A 20,315-nucleotide genomic window follows, 5' to 3' on the forward strand; every position below is an offset into this window, starting at 1 on the left:
TGACTAATACTCATTCTCTCCGTCCTCTAGTGCACAAAGCATAACAAAAACTTTACAACTGGTGACAGTCAAAAGTGCTCATTGTTATCGATAATTTTTTTCTATCAGGCTTATCATTCTTTCTATCATGGATTCCCTTGCTCAGACAAATTTGTAATGATAAGATACCTTTAAATCTTACTATGTAGGTATGATAAGTAGGTTAATTGAAAGGGGATGGTTGGATGAGTCAAATTGTTGCCAATAAAATTAAGCAATCCATTACAGAATTAGTGGGACATACGCCACTATTAGCGCTTAATCAATACAATAAAGAACAACAGCTAGAGGCAGAAATCATCGTAAAACTGGAGTACTTTAATCCTGCAAATAGTGTGAAGGATCGTATTGCAAAAGCGATGATTGAGGATGCAGAAGCACGTGGTCTGTTAACGAAAGACACAACAATTATTGAGACGACAAGTGGCAATACAGGAATTGGGTTAGCAGCATTTGCAGCTGCAAAGGGCTATAAATTGCGCATTTATATGCAGGATGGTGTAAGCGAAGAACGCACTAAAGTTGTAAAAGCATATGGCACGGAGGTTGTACCATTTTCGGACGTACCAGAAATGGTAGCAGCATTTGAAGAAACTGAAGGTGATTTTGTTGAAACCATTAAAGTATTTAGGGAAACCGTTGTGGAGCAGGAAGAAAATGTTGTTTTTCTCAATCAACTGGACAATGATGTCAATCCAAACATTCACAAACTAACAACTGGACCAGAAATTTGGGAAGATACAGCTGGGCAAATTGATATTTTTGTTGCTTCTATCGGTACAGGCGGCACGATTAGTGGTGCAGGTGCTTTCTTAAAATCCAAAAATCCAGCCATTCAAATTATTGGTGTAGAGCCGGCTGTTAATTCTATCGCTACAGTTGATAATCCTGATATCGCGGAAATCACAGGTGTCCATCGCTTTTCTGATGCTGATGCAGCACGCGTTCCTTCAAATGTTCATCTGGAAATTATCGATGAAGTGCTTGAAATAGAAACTGCACAAGCTTACGAGGCAGCAAGATTTGTTGCGAAAACAGATGGTATTTTAGTTGGCACGTCCTCTGGTGCTGCTTTATATGCTGCTACATTACTTGCTAAACGCCCTGAAAACAAAGGGAAACGTATTGTTGCTATCCTCCCCGATACAGGACTACGCTATTTATCGACCGATTTATTTTAAATTTAAAAGTGAGGGGAGATTGTTACTCCCTTCGTTTTTCTACAGTACTTAATAGCTCGTCAAAAATATTTTTCCCTTGGTTGTTTTAGCAGATTCAAGTACACCTATAGCCTTTTGAATGTTTAGTAAATCATATTGAGCATCCATCTTCAGCATCCTTAATTTCTGTTCTTTTACAAGTGTTATAAGCTGTTGAAAAGTTTCTTGCCATTTTACTGCCTTCAAAACGCTTTAACCCCTTTTTTATAAACTATCTATATTTAAGTCATGTTTGTATTTTAATCATAAAAACCATCCTCCCTAGTGCATCTGGATCACGCTTTGCCAAACCAAGCTGTTGATAAAATGGTTGTTTGCCTTTCGCACAAAATAAGTGGACCCCTTTTATGTTCCCTTGCTTGCAATGCGCCAATACCGATTATAGGGAAATTTGCTGAAATAACTAAGACTAGACGATGAAAGAGACGACATTGTTTAATTATAATTTTACTATCATAAATTCCCCATCTTTTTTCATGTTTAGTTGCAATGTGTGATTCAATTCAATAGAAATTGGACTGACGATTGCATCTTTATTTGAAAAATACCAATTCCGTTTACTGGGACCTAACAAAATATTGGTGCCATCCTCATAATTCCCCATAAAGGTAAGTGCATCTATATGAACTTCTTCTCCATAGCAAGGAAGGATGCCATGTTCTATTAAATAAGTTGCAACTTCATGTATAGAATCCGTTGTTAAATTTATTTCACCTATATTGAGTAAATGTGCTGGCAAAAATGCATCTGTATCAGAATGAGGGTTTACTTCACTTCTTGCAATAAGCTCTACCACATTTTCCTCTGGATCATAAAAATAAAAGGAATGTGCTTTTATTCTTTCAAAGTATACTTCATCCTGTTGATCTAATTGCAATATGTCAACTCGTCCCTTTACCCAATTCTTTGCTTGCACAAATAAATTGCTAGGAATATTAAATGCAAAATGATATTGCTTGTTGACGGAAGTAGATATCCTTTCAAAAGTAATCATGCTTTCGCCGACTGCTATTTCAAAAAAACTATCATTGCTCGTTAGCAATGCCAAACCTAATTTTTCACAATAAAATTCTTTTAGTTTGGGTAAATCATATGCGTATAACTTCACCTTGGTAATTTTCATCAACTAATCTCCTTTGCCGTATATATCTACTACTATACTGAGCAATTCCCATTAGTGCCTCATGCGAAAGAATGAAGAAAAAATTAATTTGTATGAACGTATAGGCGTGCGAATATTTCACTCTATAGTGGCACACAATCACCTTTACTATTGGGTTGAGAAATTACCAAAAATTCTACATCTTGATTTGAATCATTTCGCATTTGATGAGGCTGTAATGGTAGCACTTCTATACCTTCATTTGCATGTGAAATACGTTGCAGACGCATAAATTGCTTGTATTTTCCAATTCTTTTGAACTATACTATTATTCAAAAGTGTTGATTTCTATTGCATCAAAGCATTTTGCTAGGAACTCTCAAAATTGAACTGAACGCAAATTTAAAAGGATGCATAAAAAATGGAGTGACGAAATGGACATAAAAATATATTTATTGAGTTTTTCTTTAGGCTATGTGTTAACACTTCTTATTGTATACTTCCTGTTTGATTCTTTTTCATGGTCATTTGCTGCTGGCTCTTTACTGGGAATAGGTATATTTGGCTTGCAAAAGAAGAAATCCTTAAATTATGTACCCAGCTACACTTAAGATGTATTTTTATCAAACTACTCTCACTTTGCTTGTCATATTTAGAAATGTCTTATAAAGTTTTTTCAAGTTCCTATACGGTATGAATTTCACATTTTCACAGCATTGTATATTTTTTATTTGTCAGGCCAAATTAAGTTTGGTGATATTTCACCACATACTAAACTACGATGGAGGGATTTTTATGAATATTCGTGAAGGTTTAATCCCAACTGTACTAGGTTCAGCTGTTACTGCCACTGGGTATATTTTGAAACAGAAGCATGGTTCTAACAAAATGTTTGCCAACACCATTTTCGGATTTGGCTTGGCCCACATAGTATTAGGTGCAATTGATCTTGTGGAGCATCGTCGTTAGTATAAGAGAGCGCAAACTTTTGCGCTCTTTTTAATGCAGCATTAAAGCATCCCGTTCTTATTGATCAACGTTAAATAACGAATCTTTTTATTCTCCATTTCAACAGTAAACGCATATGATGCAATTAAGATCATTTATGCTGGAGGAGATGACCATGAATAACAATCGAAACAATGTAAACCAATCTACTGATTCACTAGAAATTTACGCTGCTAAACTCGCTTATATCGGAGCATCCATCTCAACACTAGGAGATGGTTTACAAGCAATTGCTGCAGGTCTTGCCTTAGAGGCGTTACAAAAAGCAAACAATCAGAACTCTGATGGCTCAGATAACCAAACTAAACAGTCAGAAAGCATGCAAAAGCAAATAGACTATTTAATATCTGAATTAAAACAAATAAAAAAAACGTTACGATGATTAATGCAAGGCACGCAAATCGCACTGCCTTTATAGGTCATTCTACTGTGAATTGTTTTAGACTTGCACCAATGTTACCTAAGGTAAACATTTTACATACAATTTAAAGCCCTACTCAAGTTATGATATGCAGGGTTAACTATGTTCGCATTAAATTTTTATGCATTATTGTAAATTAACTTCAAAATTAGTTTTTTGTAGTTTGAGGCACATGTTGTCCAATAAGTGGGCAATACAAATTTATGCAAAGTTCTACCCTTCCTACGTTATATGTCCATAGTTTTTTTCAGCAATTCTGCGTATGGCTCAATCCCTAATACCCAAAGAACTTCGGTTGTATAATTGGCTTTTTCATTCATTAATTCTCTCTCGCCTTTCTATCCAATCATTTCATTAGAATATCTAACTATAATACAAACAAATAATAGTAATCTAAGCTAGAAACCACTCTCCAAGTGGTTTTTGTTTTTGCTTAGTGCAACTCTTTTTCTCGTCCCTAATTTACTAGCGAGCAGGCAAAAACGTTGCCATAGACCTACACGATATTGACCTGTTATCATAAGTTTAGATTTTTTAGGGAGTGAATTATTATGAATTCTTCAAAGGTTGCTTTTTTATCAGTTGTAAGCAATTCACTTGTAGTGATACTTAAAATTATTGTTGGACTTATTACAGGTTCGGTTGCTATTTTGTCTGAAGCTATTCATTCATTTTTGGATCTTATGGCCTCGTTAATCACATTTTTCTCCGTTCGAATTTCTAATAAACCGGCGGATAGAGAACACCCATATGGACATGGGAAAGTTGAAAATATTTCAGGAACAATCGAAACACTTTTAATTTTTGTGGCTGGCATTTGGATTATTTATGAATGCATTCATAAGATTATTGCCCCCTCTCCAATAAAACTCCCGCTCTTAGGAATTCTTGTCATGTTATTTGGTGCCATCGTAAATATTTTTGTTTCAAGAATTGTCTACAGAACTGCTAAAAGAACCAATTCAGTAGCCATGAAATCCAATGCGCTTCACTTACTAACAGATGTCTATACTTCGCTGGGAGTCGCTTTTAGTTTATTAATCGTTAATTTAACAGGATGGTATATCTTAGATCCAATCATCGGCATTGTTTTAGCATGTTTTATAATGGTTGAAGCTTTTAAATTAATGAAAGAAGCATTCCCCCCATTATTGGACGCAAGGTTGTCTGCTGATGAGGAGAAAAAAATCATACAAATTATTGAATTATATAAAGAAGAGTATATTGAATATCACGATTTTCGCACACGACGCTCAGGTGCTGAGGAGTATATTGATTTTCACTTAGTTGTAGCCTCAAATAAGGATATAAAGACTGTTCATGAACTCTGTGACCGTATAGAGAATAAGATTCAACATCATTTTAATAAATCCCATATTCTAATTCACATGGAACCAGAGAACGAAAAATTAAATTAGGTAGTTCTTAATGAGTTAAGGCAACATTAAAAGGCATGTCCTCGGTTCAATACCGGTTACATGCCCAACTGATTGCTAGATAAGTCACATCATTGGAGTAGCCTATCTACAGTGTATTATGCTAACTCCAATATTTATCCATTACTGAAATCGACCAATTTGGTTGTAGTACTTTTCCTTTCGGTAAGAGCTCCTTCATTACTGGTTTCTATGATAGGAGTTCCATCTATCAAAAATTCATCCATACCAATTTTAAGTATTTCATATTCTGCACTGATACATTTCAGTTGAGTCTCGATTTTCACAGCACCCAGGTCAATCCCCTTATACACTAGTAATGGCACCTTCTCCAAATAGGATTTTGCTTGCGAATAATCACAGGACAACGTTTTTTTGATGAACATGAGTGTTTTTATTTTATCGCGGCCTTCACCTGTAATAAATACTTTATAGTAATCGTACTGTACATCTTCGCCTACCTCCCAATCCTCGGCACCACATGGTAATAAAACACTCTGAAGAAACTCAACCAGATTGTCATAGGCAATGGAAAAATCCCAAGTGCCCATTCCGTGCTCCGCGGTATAAATTACCGTGTCCCCTCTGGTCAAATCAATGCAATAAGGGTCGCCTTCATCCGTAGCAATGACCAGATAGTTGTTCGGCCAATCCAAAATGTCTTCATTCGTAACCGGATTATAGTTGTATCCCCATTGACCTTGAGATACGTCTTTGGCACCATAAATGTTAAGATTAATATATTCATCCGTACTCCAAGTCACCGATTCAGGTACATAGTGCTTCAGAAAGTGCAAGTATTCACCAGGCAATCGCCATTTTTCAGAAACGTTACGTAAAGCTCGCTCTCCTGCATCGGTCATAAGATGCATCGGATACTTGGCGTAAAATTGTGGATCTTGTACCCGCATCTTCTCCACAGCCGCTTGCATCTTTTCTATAACAGCATCTATTTTTTGATGCGTATTCTTCAAGGTTTTCAACCACCCTTATAGTCTTTTAATTACCTAAAATTATACTTCTATTCTATCGTAGAAATCGATAATTGTAATATAAGTGGCTAAAAAATAAACGGTGTTTTAATCGAGGATTTAATTAAAAACCTTAGAAACAAACGCTTAATGAAGTGTACAAAAAAACTAAATATCTGTTAAGTTAGGCAACTCTGAAGGATTGAGTTCGGTATTGTACAGGGGTTTAATCCTTTTCATTTTGCCTGCATTTGTTTTTCAGATGTGATGGCAGTAAATACTTCAACTACAATCGAAGTTTCATTATAATTGGCCACCCATAACCCCCCTCACTCCTCTTTCATTTTCAAAAAAGTTTTTTCTAAATTCGTGAACTTTTATAAATGGAAGAACGTCTAATTATTGGTAACATTTTAAAACAAAAGGAGAAATAGATATGAAAAAACCGATTAAAAAAACTTGGATGATTGCTTCAGTACTAACATTAGGCATGGCTGTCTACACGCCACTTCAAGCTGGGGCGACATCAGCAGTAACAACAAATGATGTGACTATTCAAATTGAACAACAAATTAAAGGAACGATTAAATACATTGAAGGAGATTCAATAACAATCAAGGGAAATGACGGTAAAAATTATTATATCGGTTTCCATAAATTTTCAGACGAACAATTAGAAAAAATGAACTTTATTGAAGGACAGGAAATTACTGTAGAAGGTAGCGTAGTTGAAGATTATTCAGAATTCTTCACATTTGAAGTATATAAAAAAGACTTACCGAAAGAGATAACTAAAGAGGAACTAACAAAATTAGAAGCTCTGTTTAATGAGATGAAGAAGTTAGACAAAGAAGAGAAATACGACGAAGTAGAAAAAATCTATCTTGAAATGGAGAAAATTACAAAACCTTATGTATTAGCTAATTGGCAACCTGAATCCTTTGAAGTGTATTTAGAAGAGTTCGGATTTAGTGAAAATAATATAGTGATTAAAGAAAAAGATAAAGAACAGTTAAAAGTGATTTATGAAGAATGGGTAAAACTTGAAAAAGATGGGCAAGAAGAAAAAGCGCTAGAAAAACTTGATGCATTTTATGAAATCATTCAACCATATATGGATGAGCTCTACCCACCACAAACCTTTGAAGAATATATGACAGGTATGGAATTAGATATCACAAAAGAAGACTTAGCAAAACTAAAAACAATCTATGAAGAGGCTCAAAAAGCAGATAAAGATAGCAATGATGAGTTGTCTGAAAAACTATGGAATGATTTCCATGAAATGATTAGCTCATACTATGTACCCCTATCTTTTGAAGAATACATGTCTGACTTAGAATTCAAAATCAGTGAAGCAGATAGCAAACAGTTAAAACAGCTTTATGAAGAAGCTCTAGCCCTTGAGAAAAAAGGTGAAGATGAAAAAGCCGTAGAAAAATGGGAAGCATATTACAATATTTTAGATCCATATTTTGAAGCAAATAAAGAAATTCTCATCTCTGCTTCTAAACTAACAATAAACGGCCACGATTATCTTCCACAACATTAATTAGTAAAGAATTTTGGGGTTATCCTAACAGTCATTGAATAATGATTATGGGATTAGCCCCTTTCTTTTGCTTTTCTCCGTACAAGAGCACCCTTTCTACTTGTTGCATATGACGAAGAAAAAGCTAAAACAACGAAGGAAGCCCAGCTGGACAAATGATGAATTGCTGGAAATCGAACGATTTAAAGAGTTTGTTCGAATGAAGCGAAACAAGCAGGAGTGAATAGCTTGTAATCGAGGTTTATCGAAATAACATAGAGCTTTAAGAGAAGTGCATGAGTCAACGATTGAAAAGGTTATATTCTGACGCGGTAATAAAAATATCCATGTAAATAAGGTTAACCCTGGCATAAAAACATTTTCTGAAACAATAGAATTGCTCCAGCTTAATCCAATATTTTTCGATTGTCTGTATATCACTAGGCGATAACGTAGGCCTGTGCAGCACCTAACTTGTTTGTTAATTTCCATTTATTATTTTTCATAAAAATTGTTATTGTAACCATCACAAAATTATAAAATATACAAATTTATTCTTTGATGACAACAATAGGTATTATTGATATATTTATTATATACATAGAAAGGAGAATTTATATTGAAAGGTCTCTCAATTACATCACTCGTACTTAGTATTATTTTTTTCTGTATTGGCTTTTATAGATTGGTTTTCTACTCGAACCCTGAATCTTTTGACCGTGACTCTAGTAATGCATGGGTCGGTGGAGATGCTTATAATTACATAATAAATGGCACCCAAGCAACTGCTTATTTTGTATTATTTGCTGCTTTTTTCATAGCATTTGTACTACTTAAAATCGCATTAGAAATGCAAGAAACTATAGAGTCGTCACTTAGAGAATCTCTTAGAGAGAGTAACAGAAAATTAATAGCTGAATACAAATCTATTAACGATAAAGAATAATAGATAACATCTAATAGACCAGGATCATATTATGATTTGCTCCCATTAGGTATACAGATTAAAAAACAAAAATCTGTTATCTAATGGGAGTTTTTTTTATGGTTCGAAGTAAGCATCCAGTTGAGTTGAAATTAATGTTTCTAGGGCTTTTGAAAGGAGCTTATTATCAAACTCTTTTCCTCGGTCTGTATGAAACATTTGAATGTCGTTCAAGTTACCTCTAAAACTTACTAGCGCTTGATAAACCAGCTCTGCTGTCTTATTTGCACCAGCACTACGGCAAATAATTTCACGATTGAAAAGGTCGACAAATAAGCATACATTACGTAATTTTCGGAATATCAAGGACGACACACATTGTGACTGTCGCTTCGCTTTCGTCACAGAAAATATTTGCTGATACTGAATATTTGTGAGCGTTATTTCGAATCACATCTGTTATCGTCCCATGTTCAGCGCTGCTTGCTTTAAAATATCATTCTCCATCAGTAAACGTTGGTTTTCTTTGCGTAATCGAGCTAGTTCGTTATCTTCTTCGAGCGATTATATTTTAGTGTGAATGGAGAAATGAAGTAATTTTAGTCACTCACGAGTGGCTTTTTTCATGCATAAAAACGCTCCCTCTATATGCATAAGATTATTTACTTTTAATCTTCCCTATTTAAATAACTCTTTTCTTATAACCATCTCCTTTTTTGTCTAAACTAAAAGGAGTCTCAAGAGTAAACTCGAACTTCTAAAAGAAGGAGTAAAAAAATGAAGAAAAAAATTATCTTCTTAGCAAGTCTAACATTAATACTGTTACTTTCTGGATGTTGGGATGTCTCTGAACCCCAAAGAATGTATTATGTCCATGGAGTCGGTATAGATATTAAAGATAATCAGTACGAAGTATATTTGCAATTAATTAATTACGCTAATGTTGCAAAATCTGAAACAGCTAGTCCCCCAGGACCAAAAGCAGAAATTGGACATGCTAAAGGAAAGACCATGGAAGAAGCCATTTATAAATTATATGACTCCATTGATTTAGAAGTATTTTGGGGGCACATGTCTTACTTAATACTTTCAGAAGAAGCTTTGAAAAGTGAACATGTAATATCCATTTTCGATAGTTTTATACGTTTTAGAGAAACAAGATATCAGATCTATGTACAATGTACACAAGAACCGCTAGAAGAGATTCTTTTAGTAACTCCAATATTAGATAAATCAATAACGAGCTCAAAACTAAGTAGTCCATTAACCACCAGTTCGTTTGAAGCGTCTGTTGAACCTGTTAATTTTCGTAATTTAATTCTTGATTTAAATGAACCAAGTCATGAAGTTAAGTTACCTCTAATTTCAATAAACAAAAATTGGAGAGATTCAGAAGAAGAATCCTCACCGGAAACTCACTTAGAAGGTATTGGTATACTTTCAAAAGATGGATTTAAGGGAATAATAAAGGGTGATGCAACAAGAGGTACTCAATGGATGCAACAACAAACAAGTCGCGGAGATCTAACTATTACATTAGACAGTAGTGAAAAAGATTATTTAACCGTAGATCTAGAAAAACATAAACTTGAGGTTAAACCAATTGTTAAAGATAATGAAGTACAATTTGAAATAGATGTTATAGTTGACGCTACTATTAATGGTTTCAAAGGTAAAGTCACATCAGATGAAATAAGGAAAGGAATCATTAAGAAAGTTAAAGAAGAAATAAAAAAAACCTATGAAGAGGGGTTGAAAATAGATACTGATATTTACCGTTTATCTGAATACCTATATCGATACAATATAAAAAAATGGAAAAAGTTAGAGAAGGATGGTAAAGTGCCTTTAACTAAAGATTCGATTAGTAACATAAATGTTCACGTAAATAAAATAAATCCAGGTCGAAAAACATTCCAAGAAACAATTAAATAATAAGCAAAAAGGCAAGTGAATCACCTTAGATAACAGATTTTTATTCTTTAATCTGTCTACCTAATAGGAAGGATATCAATATGATTTTGAGCCCTTTTTAGATGCTACTCATGAATGAAAAAAGCCCAAAATTGTCTTATTATATACATTCAATTTTAGGCTTTCATATGCTGTTTTAGATGAATAATTAAGTTGTTTAATTTTTATCGAGCAAAAACACACTATAATATAAGCAGAGCATTTCACTAAATAAAATGACAATCCTTAATCTAGAACTTCAAATAGATTCAATTTTTCAATTATCATTGACTTATATTTGGTGGTTTCATAATGTGAATTGTTGATTTTTACCTTTTTTATTTTTAACATATCATATATTTCTCTTTCAATTGCTCTTCTTGCTTCTAACACTTTAATTGTTCCTTCTACACCATTATACTCTTTCATTTTCCCATACCCTTGATTTGTATAATACTCAATAAATCCAGTAGACCATTCTTTTGACCTTTCTTTATATGCCCTTTTGAATGAGAATTCCAAATTGTCTTGTTCTATATAAAACAAAACTGGATTTAATTTTTCTATGATTTTCGCTAAAGTAATAACATAATTTATAACTTTCTCTTTTTGCTCACCATATTTAACCATTCCGATTGTTACTGGATTCTGTATGAAACAACATTCAAAAATATATATTTTATTTTCATTAATAGCTTTTTCTGCGAATTCCGCCCATTTTTGGGTGATTAATTCAATGTTTTTATCTAGTGACAAATTATAAATATCTTTTTCGAAAATGGTATTTAATAAGTTGTCAGATAACCCTAATTCAGATTCATTTTTGATTAATTTTAGATATGGTAATAAGTAATTTTCACCTCTTTTCGTAACTCTATTGTTAATAACATCTTTAAAATCTCCACTATTTGCTAACAAACTTTCGAACTCATTTTTATTAAAACATGATACCCCTTCATAATCAGCAGGGTGATCTAAATCCCCTTCTAGAAATAATTCAACGTTTTTATTTTTTTCAATCAGTATATCATAGAGTAAATTTGCCGCAGTGGACTTTCCAAAACCTGGAAGACCTTCTACTATTAATAACTTTGTATTCAAAAATTGTGCCCCTTTCTAAGACAAAATTAAAAGTTTTTATTAAAAAATAACAACTATTAAATATTATCAATCTTTATTAATAATTATCAATCTTTATTATAAGTCGACAACGTTTGTATTTTAGCAAGTGAAAATTAATGGAAATAAAAAAAACCAGGCTCAAAATTAATTGAGTACCTGGTCATTTGTCATTTTTAGTTTTAAATAAGTAAAACTACTTTTATAACTGTAATTTCATAGTTACTGTTCTTAAACTAAATCCCATTTTTTCATAGAGCTTAATAGCGTTATTCCCTACGTAAGCACTAAGCCTGGCTTCAGAATACCCTTCCTGTCTCAATTGTTCAATGGCAACGTTCATTAATTTCTTCGAAATACCTTTACCTCTAAATTCCTCTTTTACAAATAGCTCATAAATAAACCCGTTTAATTGGTCCGTAAACTGGTCTTTATTCGCCCCAACCAGGATCCATCCTATTAACTCATTATTCTCTGTTGCTATCAAATAATAGCACCCTTTTTTTAGAAGAGGTTCTATAAGGTTTAGAACCTTTTCATTTGTTGCTCTTACTCCGCCCAGTGTACCATCAAATAAAGCCTGTGGTGAAAGAGCTATAATTTCTTCTAGTTCAGAGTAGTTCGGCTTTCTAATTTCCATTTATAATACCTCCTTTCTCGATTTCATATTTAACTTTACTAACAATTTACCAATCTATCATTATAATACCATTTTTAAGATGTCTTTATTTAAGCAAACCACTGCGATCAATAACGGTTGCTACTAAACCTAGCACTCGATCTGTAGAAAGTTCTTTGTTTTACAGTGCTGTTAAATGCTGTGCTTGTATATGTTTCTTATCAACACCCCATTTAATAATATTCTCTACTCCTTCCTGTAATGCTGGCGAACCTGGATTCCATGTTTGAGTCACTTTAAATTCCTCCTTTTTGTCTCCCTCAATTAATTGAACTTTATATTTACTGTTGCTTGGTACAATTACTTGTCCTTCTAACTTATAACCCTTTGGTATAATCCAATTAGTTTTAACTTCAAAATGAGGTAGGTCAATACTGCCAACCCAAGCGCCGCCCCAAGTAATACCTGGCTTCCGTGCAATAGCCCCTAATGTAGTCACATCATATAAAGATTGTGGAGGTCCAACAGCAATATCCCATGCTAGACGTGACTTATGATTGCTATTTAATGTCCAAGTAACTATTTGCCCTGGTCGAGTGCGCCCCTGTGCATAAAGGTAATTTTACCTTGCTTGGCTACGGTATGTTTCAGTAATAAAGATGTGCTTAATACCTGTTGTAGCACTCTTGGATTAGCAACCGACAGGCTAATTGTGCAACTGGTAATAGTTCGATTAAGTCTCAGCATGTTGTTACGCTTGTCATTTAGCTCTCCCTCCCCTGTTTTATCCTTTACAATTGATAAAATATTTTAATGAGGCTCGGTGTAGGCAAGCCCATCTTTGTACCGTTTTCTGTGATAGAAATAAAATCGAGTACACAAAAAGCGATGGCTGCACCATCACCTGCGTACTCGATACCTGGAATCACTAATGCCAGTAAATACACTGAACCGACTAGCATTACGTAATAAATTTTACGAATGATAGCGTTGAATCCGACACGACTGTTTAAGTTTCGATTCACGATACCGCCCATAACTCCTGTAAAGTAGTCAATCGCCATAAATCCGATTAAAACCGTTACGGCCATTCCTAAGCCGTCCACAGAATAAGACGATTGTGCCAATTAATCCACTTACTGCTGCAATCCATTTTTCCATTACAACACTTCCTTTTTTGCATAATAAAAGCCCGCCACAAGTTATCTGTGGAAGGCATAAAAAATAATTTAGTATTTTGACAGCTTATGCTAATTAATAATCCAGTCAAATATAATACTAGAAAAATTAGTGAAAAATTAAACATTAGTTTTAACTAGCATTCCTTACGTCACACACATGCAACAACATTAATAGAGAATGGTACACATATTAAAACAGTCCAAAAAAGATTAGGACACAGCAGATCAGCAATTACTGAAGACCGCTATGTCCACCTCACTGAGAAAATGGCCAGAGATGCTGCGAACATCTTTGATTCATTCGCTCAAGATATATAAGAATTACTAACGTATTTTTTTATGGTGGGGAATTGGTGGGGAGCCCCACCATTTAACCCTTATTTCAAATAACTTAATACGCCACAAACCCTTATCATTACTGAATTACTTCGTATCATCCATTTTCAGAACAGCCATGAATGCTTCTTAATTCATAAACGTATTTTGTTGATGTTTATTGCATCTTTTTAACTTCTAAAAACCCTCTTAAACCATGATTTTATAAGGTTCCTTAAACTCGTTTTTCATTAAATCAAATCTTTTCAAAACATAAAGATTTTTTAACCTTCCGTAAGCAAAATGTAGGCAACAATCACTTCATTGACTTGTTATCATAATCATATTTTATAAATTTTTGTTTTTTATTTAATATACAATTTCGCTCTCGCTTCTATAAACTACTATTAACATACTTCGAAAATATACGTTTATAACTAATCATAGTTGTCTGTTTTTTATTTGTACTCCTACTTTTATTTTAAATTCAGTTGAATAAACTTTATTTTTTATTTACATAGAAAAATCCCCTCCAGACCATGTAATTGACTATAGTTATAGTCTTTTTTTACATCGTCTACTTGACAGGGGGTTAGACCGTTCCTGAGTAGTCTTATTTGTTAGTTTGATTATTTTTTCATCAATATGTCTATCCTTTTAATTGAACTATATATGGAAGACATTATCTTCTCTAAGGTCTTCAGGATAATGAAGTAGATATTATTTTTTAAAAGGTGAGAGGTGAAAAATTTGAATGCGGAAATTATTGGTGCTCGTCAGTTTACTATACTTGTCTTTCTCTATTCAATAGGAACAGCTGTATTAGTTATTCCCGCTGTTATGGTGGGCGAGGTTAAACAAGATGCTTGGATTTCATCTACAGTAGGCGTGGTATTAAGTTTCTTAGTGATAAAACTTTTCATCTCTTTAGCAAATAGGACTCCTAATTTATCCTTTGTGGAGGCAAATAAAAAGATATTAGGAAAATTTATTGGTAAATTAACAGCTGTAGGATTTATCATTATGACCTTTATTTCTGCAAGTCAATTACTATATTATATAGGGAGTTTTTTGCAAACAGAAGTTATGCCGGAGACTCCGCCAGTTACGTTTGCTATTTTAGTTAATTTGGCTCTTATATATGCTACTTATTTAGGTATAGAAGTCTTTGCACGATCTGCCGAAATACTATTACCTGTGTTTTCGCTTTTATTTCTAATTTTTGTAATTTGTATATCTCCCGAAATAGATGTTAAGAATGTACAACCTATACTTGAAACAACAGCAAGTCCATTTATATCAGGTACTATTATTTTTATGAGCATTCATTCTCTTCCTTTAATTGTGTTATTGATGATTTTTCCTTCTGCAATAAATGAACATAAGTCCGCTCAAAAGGGGTTTTATATAGGCACAATAGCAGGAGGTGCCGTATTAACTATAATTATTGTTTTATGTATTTTAGTACTTGGAGTTACAAGTACATCCTCACGAACTTTCCCTAGCTATGCACTTGCTCAAAGGATATCTATAGGGAATTTTCTACAACGCATTGAGGTCGTAATGGCCTTTATATGGTTTATCTCAATTTTTATTAGATTGTATTTATATTTCTACGCAACAGTAAAGGGATTAGGACAAATACTCAATATTAAAGATCATCGACAGCTAATATTACCACTTGCGATGATTTCAACCGCAATTTCTCAAATAATACATCCTAACATTATTCACTCAACTGAATATAATAAGGTAACTTGGCCACTATTTATATCTTCCTTCGCCATTCTTTTGCCTTTGTTATTACTTATTGTTGCAAAATTACGGAAAATTAATCCTGCTGAAAAAGATAGTAACACAATAAACGAACGTGTAGATAATGAAGAAAATAATATTAACTAACTTACTCAATAATTATTGATTGTCTGTATTAAGCGCTCCCTCGCTTCGCGCAACAGATTTTTTATATGCTCCTAAAAAACCACACCACTCTTAATGTACTAGCAATTTTTATTTACTTTTAATCTCCCTATTTAAATAACTCTTTTCTTATAACCATCTCCTTTTTTGTCTAAACTAAAAGTATTCACTCAAACTTCTAAAAGAAGGAGTAAAAAAATGAAGAAAAAAATTATCTTATTAGCTAGCCTAACAGTAATATTGTTACTTTCTGGGTGTTGGGATGTCTCTGAACCCCAAAGAATGTATTATGTCCATGGAGTCGGTATAGATATTAAAGATAATCAGTACGAAGTATATTTGCAATTAATTAATTACGCTGATGTTGCAAAATCTGAAACAGCTAATCCCGGAGCACCAAAAGCAGAAGTGGGCCATGCTAAAGGAAAGACCATGGAAGAAGCTATTTATAAACTATATAACTCCATTGATTTAGAAGTATTCTGGGGGCATATGTCTTACCTAATACTTTCAGAAGAAGCTTTGAAAAGTGATCATGTTATATCCATTTTCGATAGTTTTATACGTTTTAGAGAAACAAGATATCAGATATATGTACATTGTACACAAGAACCGCTAGAAGAGATTCTTTTAGTAACACCAACATTAGATAAATCAATAACGAGCTCAAAACTAAGTAATCCATTAAACACTGGTTCGCAGGAAGTGTCTATTGAACCTGTTAATTTTCGTAATTTAATACTTGCTTTAAATGAACCAAGTCATGAAGTGAAGTTACCTCTAATTTCAATAAACAAAAATTGGAGAGATTCAGAAGAAGAATCCTTACCGGAAACTCACTTAGAAGGTATTGGTATACTTTCAAATGATGGATTTAAGGGAATAATGAAGGGTGATGCAACAAGAGGTACTCAATGGATGCAAAAACAAACAAGTCGCGGAGATTTAACTTTTATACTAGACAGTAGTAAGAAAGATTATTTAACCGTGGATCTAGAAAAACATAAACTTGAGGTTAAACCAATTGTTAAAAAAAATGAAGTACAATTTGAAATAAATATTCACGTTGACGCTACTATTAATGGTTTCAAAGGTGATATCACATCAGATCAAATAAGAAAAGGAATCAGTAAGAAAGTTAAAGAAGAAATAAAGACAACATATGAAGAGGGGTTGAAAATAGATAGTGATATTTACCGCTTATCTGAATACGTATATCGATATAATGTAAAAGCGTGGAAGAAGGTAGAAGAAGGTGGTAAAGTTCCTTTGACTAAAGATTCGATTAGTAACATAAATGTTCACGTAAATAAAATAAATCCAGGTAGAAAAACATTTGAAGAAACAATTAAAAAATAAGCAAAAAGACCATGTACTCAAAAGGTCCATGGTCACTTCTTATATTATGTTTTCTATTTAATCTTGTTTAAGGCATGACCCATTTCATTTAGCCAGTGTTTCCCACCATAAACGACAAATGTTGTATTATTTTCTTCTCTATCATAAATATGAATTCTTTGTGTAATAAGAAGATTTAAACCGAGTTCAGTTCGATCTACTCTGCCTAAACTTAATTCCCAGTATAAATTAGGATTTATATTAAGAGCATGGGCACAAAAAATTATTCGTTGATTTGTTAATAATAGCCGACCACCATCAGAACGAGTTGCACTGTAATACATGTTTGCAAAACCTGAGCGTAAAGGGAATTCATTTTCATTCATTTCAATTTCATGGAAGAAGATTTTTTTATATGTAGGGTTGAAAACGTCTAAATCATACGTGATTTGTTTTGCTTCAGACGTAATAATATAACTGCCACAGTATTCACAAATATTTTCTTTTGGATTGAATGCTGCAGCACAGTTGGGACAATTTAAAGCTTTGACCATCGCTTCATCGCTCCTAATATGCGTTTTTATACAGTATACTTTGAATTACTAAATATACCAATAAAGATAAACTAAAAAAGCCCAGGCTCAAAATTAATTGAGTGCCTGGACTTTGGTGTGTAGTTAAGGAATGGTGCATCTTAACCCTTTGTGCAGAAGGGGAAAGTTGCACCTGAATTATTATATTAATACAAGTATATAGGTAGTATCCAACAAATGGTTTAAAAAGAAATATAAACACAAATACTTGGATAATATACATTTTTAACTAATAATATCCAATTAATAAAAAATCTTTAATTACAATTGTATAGGACAAATAAAGTTGGAAACAAAAAAAAGATAGTGCCACATAATGAACGTTACCAACTTCGAGTTTTCTGAATTCTTTATTTCTGTTATAGGAGTATCAAAATTAACTAGAAAAATAGATTTAATCGGAGTTTATATGGAAATAAAATTCATATAATGTTAACATTTACTAATAATGGTTATATAACCTATTTTAAACCATTAAAAAATTAGAAAAGAATGGGGGTCTTGTATGAAAATACCAATAATCATCAGGGTGTTGGCTTTTATAGCTTTAATACTAATCCTTTTTTCAAATGGGATACAATCCTATGATTTTCTTATTCTTTTGTTTGCCGTTTTCTTTATTGGAGTTCCATGGTACAAATTTTTCAAAAAATAAATTATTGATTTAGGAGGATTTGCAAATGAAGAAAAAATTGTTATTTTTACTAATGGTTATGTTTTTAGCATTCCAACCCCTATCTGTAAATTTAGATAGAGCTTTTGCTAAGGAAAAAGGTGAGAACAATGATTGTAATAGCTGTTCACAAAAATTACCTTTACCAATGGAAAAAGCAGGTTTATTAAAAAATAATATAGTAATACACGATGTAAAAGAAGATTTAGATATAGCAGAAAAGTTTAGTCATAGTGAGTACAATAAAGATGATTTTGATTGGGAAAATACTGAGTTCTTAGATTTCGGCAAGGATAAAGATGGTTTAATGATTCCTTATAAACAGAACAACGAAAACTTTGATATTCGTTTATTGACTGCTTATGATAAAACAAATGGTGAAGTTAGTAATGATTTTATTATCATGAAATCAATTCTTGATATCGAAAATAATGAAATTGAAATTACATATTCAACATTAAATGACGAAAAAATAGTTGGTATGACTCTTGAAGTAGGCACAAACGAAATTATTGAAAGAAAAATATACAACGAAGTATCTCCAACTGATAGTGGTACAGCAGGTTATTGGAGCGATACCTGGGATTGTTTAAAAAATGCTTGGAAAAATGCTCCTGAACTTACGAAACAATTATGTTCTGCTGCATGTCTCTCTGTAATATTTGGCGGAAATATTGTAGGTGCGGTAACTTGTGCTAGTTGTTTAGGCGCTCAAGCTATGGTATGCCTTATCCACTAATAAAGTTTAGGATGAATTATTTTACACATAAGCCTTGTAATATATATATATTACAAGGCTTATGTTATGAGGAGTTCTTAATTTAACACTAAAACTTAGCTTTTACTACGTCGTTGCTGAATCGTAATATACAATCCTATTAAACGGTCCGTAGTCATCGTACGATTTTTCAAATCATTTAAATGAACTTGCTGAATCACACCATCTTTAACAGCCTGTGTTAAAAATGCTTCTGCCTCTGTCATCATAGCTGGCGAACCTGGATTCCATGTTGTACTTGTCACTTTAATTTCCCCCTTTTTGTCTTCCACAATTAATTGAACTTTCATTTTGCTGTTACTTGGCACGATTACTTGTCCTTCTAACTTGTATCCTTTTGGCAGTAACCAATTTGCTTTTACTTCAAAGTGGGGACGGTCAATAGCGTTTGTCCAAGTACCTCCCCACTCGATGCCTAACTTCTTAGCAATAGCTCCCACTCGGTTTAGAGTAGTCACATCATATAAAGATTGTGGAGGGCCTACCGCAATGTCCCACGCTAAACGTGATTTATGATTGCTATTTAATGTCCAGGTAACAATTTGCCCTGGTCGAGTGCGTCCTTGTGCGTATAGATACTTTTGTCGTTCTTGGCTGCGATATGTTTCAGTAATGAAGATGTTCTTAATACCTGCCTTGAAGCACTCTTGAAATAGTAATCTACAGGCTGTTTGTGCAGCTGGCAAAAGCTCAGCCAAGTCTCGGCATGTAGTTGTTACGCTTGTCATTTTGTTTCTCCCTCTCCTGTTTTATCCTTTACAATTGATAAGATATTCTTAATGAACTCCGGTGTTGGTAAGCCCATCTTCGTGCCGTTTTCTGTGATAGAAATAAATTCGAGTACACAGAATGCAATGGCTGCCCCATCACCTGCGTACTCGATACCTGGTATCACTAATGCTAGTAAATACACTGAACTGACTAACATTAAGTAATAAATCTTTCGTATGATGCCGTTAAAGCCAACACGACTGTTTAAATTTCGATTTACGATACCGCCCATAATTCCTGTAAAGTAGTCAATAGCCATAAAGCCGATTAATACAGTTACAGCCATACCTAGACCGTCAACCGAATAAGAAACCAATGTGCCAATTAATCCACTTACTGCTGCTATCCATTTTTCCATTGGAACACTTCCTTTTGTCATAATAAAAAAAGCCCTCCACATAA

The 20,315-nt window shown here is 33.4% G+C and carries 20 protein-coding genes and 4 pseudogenes; 11 read left to right on the forward strand and 13 right to left on the reverse strand.

The window, feature by feature from the left end:
• Window positions 1-224: 224 nt before the first annotated feature.
• Entirely contained in the window at window positions 225-1,220 is a 996-nt protein-coding gene (locus H131_RS21430) for a PLP-dependent cysteine synthase family protein (RefSeq protein ID WP_010861231.1), read from the forward strand.
• Between the two features lie 48 nt (window positions 1,221-1,268).
• On the opposite strand, the gene H131_RS24795 is transcribed toward H131_RS21430, so the two are convergent.
• The 3 genes and pseudogenes from H131_RS24795 to H131_RS25640 form a co-directional block, all read right to left on the reverse strand.
• Window positions 1,269-1,445: a hypothetical protein gene (locus H131_RS24795; protein WP_010861232.1), complete on the reverse strand. Its 177-nt coding sequence runs from the start codon at window positions 1,443-1,445 to the stop codon at window positions 1,269-1,271.
• A gap of 253 nt (window positions 1,446-1,698) precedes the next feature.
• Window positions 1,699-2,382 carry a hypothetical protein gene (locus tag H131_RS21435; RefSeq protein ID WP_010861233.1) on the reverse strand — a complete coding sequence of 228 codons (684 nt, stop codon included), beginning with the start codon at window positions 2,380-2,382 and terminating at the stop codon, window positions 1,699-1,701.
• A 122-nt stretch (window positions 2,383-2,504) separates the two neighbouring features.
• A pseudogene (locus H131_RS25640) lies at window positions 2,505-2,627 on the reverse strand (cupin domain-containing protein); the annotation flags it as partial.
• A gap of 529 nt (window positions 2,628-3,156) precedes the next feature.
• Between H131_RS25640 and H131_RS21440 the strand changes: the two are divergent.
• From H131_RS21440 to H131_RS21450, 3 genes are all read left to right on the forward strand, one after another.
• The gene (locus H131_RS21440; protein ID WP_010861235.1) at window positions 3,157-3,330 is read left to right on the forward strand and encodes a hypothetical protein; all 174 of its coding nucleotides are present in this window, start codon (window positions 3,157-3,159) and stop codon (window positions 3,328-3,330) included.
• Between the two features lie 154 nt (window positions 3,331-3,484).
• On the forward strand, window positions 3,485-3,751 hold the full coding sequence (locus H131_RS21445; protein ID WP_010861236.1) for a hypothetical protein: 267 nt from the start codon (window positions 3,485-3,487) through the stop codon (window positions 3,749-3,751).
• Between the two features lie 590 nt (window positions 3,752-4,341).
• Window positions 4,342-5,208 carry a cation diffusion facilitator family transporter gene (locus H131_RS21450; protein WP_010861237.1) on the forward strand — a complete coding sequence of 289 codons (867 nt, stop codon included), beginning with the start codon at window positions 4,342-4,344 and terminating at the stop codon, window positions 5,206-5,208.
• Window positions 5,209-5,342: 134 nt separating this feature from the next.
• Here H131_RS21450 and H131_RS21455 read toward each other — a convergent pair whose 3' ends face one another.
• Window positions 5,343-6,200 carry an SMI1/KNR4 family protein gene (locus H131_RS21455; protein ID WP_010861238.1) on the reverse strand — a complete coding sequence of 286 codons (858 nt, stop codon included), beginning with the start codon at window positions 6,198-6,200 and terminating at the stop codon, window positions 5,343-5,345.
• Window positions 6,201-6,633: 433 nt separating this feature from the next.
• On the opposite strand from H131_RS21455, the gene H131_RS21460 reads away from it, so the two are divergent.
• Both H131_RS21460 and H131_RS21465 read left to right on the forward strand, forming a co-directional pair.
• Entirely contained in the window at window positions 6,634-7,749 is a 1,116-nt protein-coding gene (locus H131_RS21460) for a hypothetical protein (protein ID WP_010861239.1), read from the forward strand.
• 598 nt (window positions 7,750-8,347) lie between these two features.
• Window positions 8,348-8,674 (forward strand): hypothetical protein, encoded by a 327-nt coding sequence (locus H131_RS21465; RefSeq protein WP_010861240.1) that lies wholly within the window; start codon window positions 8,348-8,350, stop codon window positions 8,672-8,674.
• A gap of 96 nt (window positions 8,675-8,770) precedes the next feature.
• Here H131_RS21465 and H131_RS26260 read toward each other — a convergent pair whose 3' ends face one another.
• Both H131_RS26260 and H131_RS26265 read right to left on the reverse strand, forming a co-directional pair.
• On the reverse strand, window positions 8,771-9,058 hold the full coding sequence (locus H131_RS26260) for a DDE-type integrase/transposase/recombinase (RefSeq protein ID WP_473222653.1): 288 nt from the start codon (window positions 9,056-9,058) through the stop codon (window positions 8,771-8,773).
• Window positions 9,006-9,208, reverse strand: a pseudogene (locus H131_RS26265) (hypothetical protein); the annotation flags it as partial. The gene H131_RS26260 and the pseudogene H131_RS26265, both read right to left, overlap by 53 nt.
• Before the next feature lie 222 nt (window positions 9,209-9,430).
• Here H131_RS26265 and H131_RS21475 point away from each other — a divergent pair.
• Entirely contained in the window at window positions 9,431-10,588 is a 1,158-nt protein-coding gene (locus H131_RS21475; RefSeq protein ID WP_010861242.1) for a Ger(x)C family spore germination protein, read from the forward strand.
• Between the two features lie 264 nt (window positions 10,589-10,852).
• Here H131_RS21475 and H131_RS21480 read toward each other — a convergent pair whose 3' ends face one another.
• From H131_RS21480 to H131_RS21495, 4 genes and pseudogenes are all read right to left on the reverse strand, one after another.
• Window positions 10,853-11,707, reverse strand: a complete 855-nt coding sequence (locus H131_RS21480) for a P-loop NTPase family protein (RefSeq protein WP_010861243.1) — start codon at window positions 11,705-11,707, stop codon at window positions 10,853-10,855.
• A 220-nt stretch (window positions 11,708-11,927) separates the two neighbouring features.
• On the reverse strand, window positions 11,928-12,365 hold the full coding sequence (locus tag H131_RS21485) for a GNAT family N-acetyltransferase (protein WP_010861244.1): 438 nt from the start codon (window positions 12,363-12,365) through the stop codon (window positions 11,928-11,930).
• 448 nt (window positions 12,366-12,813) lie between these two features.
• Window positions 12,814-12,927, reverse strand: a pseudogene (locus tag H131_RS26000) (M15 family metallopeptidase); the annotation flags it as partial.
• Window positions 12,928-13,135: 208 nt separating this feature from the next.
• Window positions 13,136-13,471, reverse strand: a complete 336-nt coding sequence (locus tag H131_RS21495; protein ID WP_010861246.1) for a phage holin family protein — start codon at window positions 13,469-13,471, stop codon at window positions 13,136-13,138.
• A gap of 204 nt (window positions 13,472-13,675) precedes the next feature.
• On the opposite strand from H131_RS21495, the pseudogene H131_RS24035 reads away from it, so the two are divergent.
• The 3 genes and pseudogenes from H131_RS24035 to H131_RS21505 all read left to right on the forward strand — a co-directional run.
• Window positions 13,676-13,843, forward strand: a pseudogene (locus H131_RS24035) (tyrosine-type recombinase/integrase); the annotation flags it as partial.
• A 747-nt stretch (window positions 13,844-14,590) separates the two neighbouring features.
• Entirely contained in the window at window positions 14,591-15,742 is a 1,152-nt protein-coding gene (locus H131_RS21500) for a GerAB/ArcD/ProY family transporter (RefSeq protein ID WP_010861247.1), read from the forward strand.
• 216 nt (window positions 15,743-15,958) lie between these two features.
• A complete protein-coding gene (locus H131_RS21505; protein WP_010861248.1) occupies window positions 15,959-17,119 on the forward strand; it encodes a Ger(x)C family spore germination protein in 1,161 nt (386 codons plus the stop codon).
• 53 nt (window positions 17,120-17,172) lie between these two features.
• On the opposite strand, the gene H131_RS21510 is transcribed toward H131_RS21505, so the two are convergent.
• Window positions 17,173-17,652 (reverse strand): hypothetical protein, encoded by a 480-nt coding sequence (locus H131_RS21510; RefSeq protein WP_010861249.1) that lies wholly within the window; start codon window positions 17,650-17,652, stop codon window positions 17,173-17,175.
• Between the two features lie 719 nt (window positions 17,653-18,371).
• On the opposite strand from H131_RS21510, the gene H131_RS25655 reads away from it, so the two are divergent.
• Window positions 18,372-19,103, forward strand: coding sequence for a hypothetical protein (locus H131_RS25655; RefSeq protein WP_010861250.1), 732 nt, complete (start codon window positions 18,372-18,374; stop codon window positions 19,101-19,103).
• A gap of 95 nt (window positions 19,104-19,198) precedes the next feature.
• Here H131_RS25655 and H131_RS21525 read toward each other — a convergent pair whose 3' ends face one another.
• Both H131_RS21525 and H131_RS21530 read right to left on the reverse strand, forming a co-directional pair.
• Window positions 19,199-19,870, reverse strand: coding sequence for a M15 family metallopeptidase (locus H131_RS21525; protein WP_010861251.1), 672 nt, complete (start codon window positions 19,868-19,870; stop codon window positions 19,199-19,201).
• Window positions 19,867-20,271 (reverse strand): phage holin family protein, encoded by a 405-nt coding sequence (locus tag H131_RS21530; RefSeq protein ID WP_196228954.1) that lies wholly within the window; start codon window positions 20,269-20,271, stop codon window positions 19,867-19,869. Before H131_RS21530 ends, H131_RS21525 begins: the two co-directional genes overlap by 4 nt.
• Between the last annotated feature and the right edge of the window lie 44 nt (window positions 20,272-20,315).

This window comes from Lysinibacillus sphaericus OT4b.31 (assembly GCF_000392615.1).
Taxonomy (GTDB): domain Bacteria; phylum Bacillota; class Bacilli; order Bacillales_A; family Planococcaceae; genus Lysinibacillus; species Lysinibacillus sphaericus_B.